This is a genomic window from Nitrospirota bacterium, assembly GCA_030645475.1.
In the GTDB taxonomy this organism is placed as follows: domain Bacteria; phylum Nitrospirota; class Nitrospiria; order Nitrospirales; family Nitrospiraceae; genus Palsa-1315.
Genome location: JAUSMA010000027.1, coordinates 1 through 1,945, shown reverse-complemented (window position 1 = coordinate 1,945; position 1,945 = coordinate 1). Strand labels below are relative to the sequence as shown.

The 1,945-nt window shown below is 59.0% G+C and carries 3 protein-coding genes; 2 read left to right on the top strand and 1 reads right to left on the bottom strand.

Features of this window, described 5'->3' with window-relative positions; genetic code table 11:
* A partial coding sequence (locus Q7U76_06685) for a GGDEF domain-containing protein (GenBank protein ID MDO8356059.1) occupies positions 1-411 on the top strand: 411 nt, incomplete at its 5' end.
* A 19-nt stretch (positions 412-430) separates the two neighbouring features.
* Positions 431-1,759 carry a cytochrome b N-terminal domain-containing protein gene (locus Q7U76_06680; protein ID MDO8356058.1) on the top strand — a complete coding sequence of 443 codons (1,329 nt, stop codon included), beginning with the start codon at positions 431-433 and terminating at the stop codon, positions 1,757-1,759.
* Here the strand turns inward: Q7U76_06680 and Q7U76_06675 are convergent.
* Positions 1,756-1,945, bottom strand: a 190-nt coding sequence (locus Q7U76_06675) for a hypothetical protein (protein ID MDO8356057.1), incomplete at its 5' end; no start/stop codon positions are given. The two genes, Q7U76_06680 and Q7U76_06675, sit on opposite strands and share 4 nt — an antisense overlap.

Genomic DNA, 1,945 nt, shown 5'->3' with positions numbered 1-1,945 from the left:
CCTTTCGCGTTCTTGTTTCTCGACATCGATCATTTCAAAGAGATCAATGATCGGTACGGCCATGCGTTCGGCGACAAGGTGCTGCAGCGGATTGTCGGGATCGCAAAGGCGCAAGTGCGTCCGCCTGACATTGTCGGGCGGTATGGGGGAGAAGAGTTCGCGATCGGTCTGGTGGAGTGTAGTCTGGACGGGGCATTGCGAATCGCCGAGCGCATCCGGCTCAGGATCGCAGAGGCCTCGATGGTGTGGGAGCAGAACGTGGCCTCCGTAACGGTGAGCATCGGCATCGCGATGCTCACGCCGGAAGTAGATCAGGTGGAGTCGTTGATTGACCGTGCCGACCGGGCCTTGTACGAGGCGAAAGCCAAGGGGCGAAACCGGGTCGAAGTATTTATGGGCGCCCCTGCATGAGGAGGAGGGTGGAGCCATCATGAGTGGAAAATTGTATGCCTGGCTCGATAGCCGCTTGAACCTCAAGCCGGTCGAACGGACCCTGCTTGACGAGCCGATTCCAGGCGGCGCCAGCTGGATCTATGTGTTCGGCTCGGCGACGCTCTTTCTCTTCCTGCTCCAAGCCATCACCGGCATGTTCCTCGCCGTCTATTATGCGCCGACGCCCGATCACGCCTACGACAGTATTCAGTTCATCGAAGAGCAGGTCACATTCGGCGCGTTCGTGCGCGGGCTCCACCATTGGGGGGCCTCAGGGATGGTGGTCGCGATCGGGCTGCATATGCTCCAGACATTCTTGTACGGGGCGTACAAGTCGCCTCGCGAAGTGATGTGGATGGTCGGCGTCGTGCTCTTTCTTATCGTAATGGCGTTTGCCTTCACCGGCTATCTGTTGCCCTGGGATCAGACGGCCTATTGGGCAACGCAGATCGGGCTCAATATGGTGGGCACGGTTCCGCTGGTCGGAGAGTTCCTGATGAAGGTCATGCGGGGCGGAGAATTGTTGGGGGCGCTCACCTTGTCACGGTTCTTTGCCGTCCATGTCTTGTTTCTGCCGGCGATCCTCGTCACCTTGATCGCCGCGCATCTCTTCATTCTGCGGCGTGTGGGCCCGGCCGGACCCTGGACCGATGAGCGGGCATCACTCGGCCGCGAAACCTTCTATCCGCGGCAGGTCTATATGGACGCTGTCGTCATGTTAGCGGTGTTCGCGGTTTTGGCGAGTCTCGCGCTGCTGGTGCCTTTCCCCTTGACCGACAAGGCGAACCCGTCCGATACCAGTTTCGTGCCGGTGCCGGAATGGTATTTCCTCTTCTATTACGAATTACTGAAATACGTGCATGGACCGTTGGAGCCGCTGGCGACCTGGGTGCTGCCGATGGTCGTGGTTCTCGGCCTCTTCTTCTGGCCCTTCATCGACAGGAATCCGGTGCGCAATCCGATCAAGCGTCCCGCGGCGCTGGTCTCCGGGCTGCTGTTTCTTCTCGTGGTCTTTTCACTGTTGGGTATCTCGCTCAAGAATCTGTATGCCGTGCCGCGCGTAGATCCGGCTCTCGCGCGCGGTCGCGCGCTTTTTTATCAGTTCGGCTGCGTCGGCTGTCATCGCATTCACGGTGAAGGAGGAGCGATCGCGCCGGACTTGTCCTACGTCGGCGACGTGAGGCCTGAACGTGAATGGCACCTGAAACATTTTCGAGATCCTCAATCGGTATCGCCCGGGTCGTTTATGCCGAAGTTTCCCTTGGACGAGAAGCAGCTCAACGATCTGACGAGCTACATGCTGAGCCTCAAGCGCCCCCCGTCCTAACCTATACTATTCATGGCGCTTCTGCGGTAATCGTCGACGGTTGGGCGAGAGGTACGTTGCCAGAAGGTCCTGGGCGACCAGAAGGAATGTTGTTCTTTCGCTCGCCTCCTTGCCACGTGCCTGGCCCCTGTGGCATCCGGCAACAAGTCTGGAGTCGGCCCTGTGGCTTTTCGCTCCAGTAGAAAT

Bases quoted from the DNA above. Each gene is read 5' to 3' on its own strand.
- Q7U76_06680 (MDO8356058.1), top strand. From the start codon at position 431: ATGAGTGGAAAATTGTATGCCTGGCTCGATAGCCGCTTGAACCTCAAG.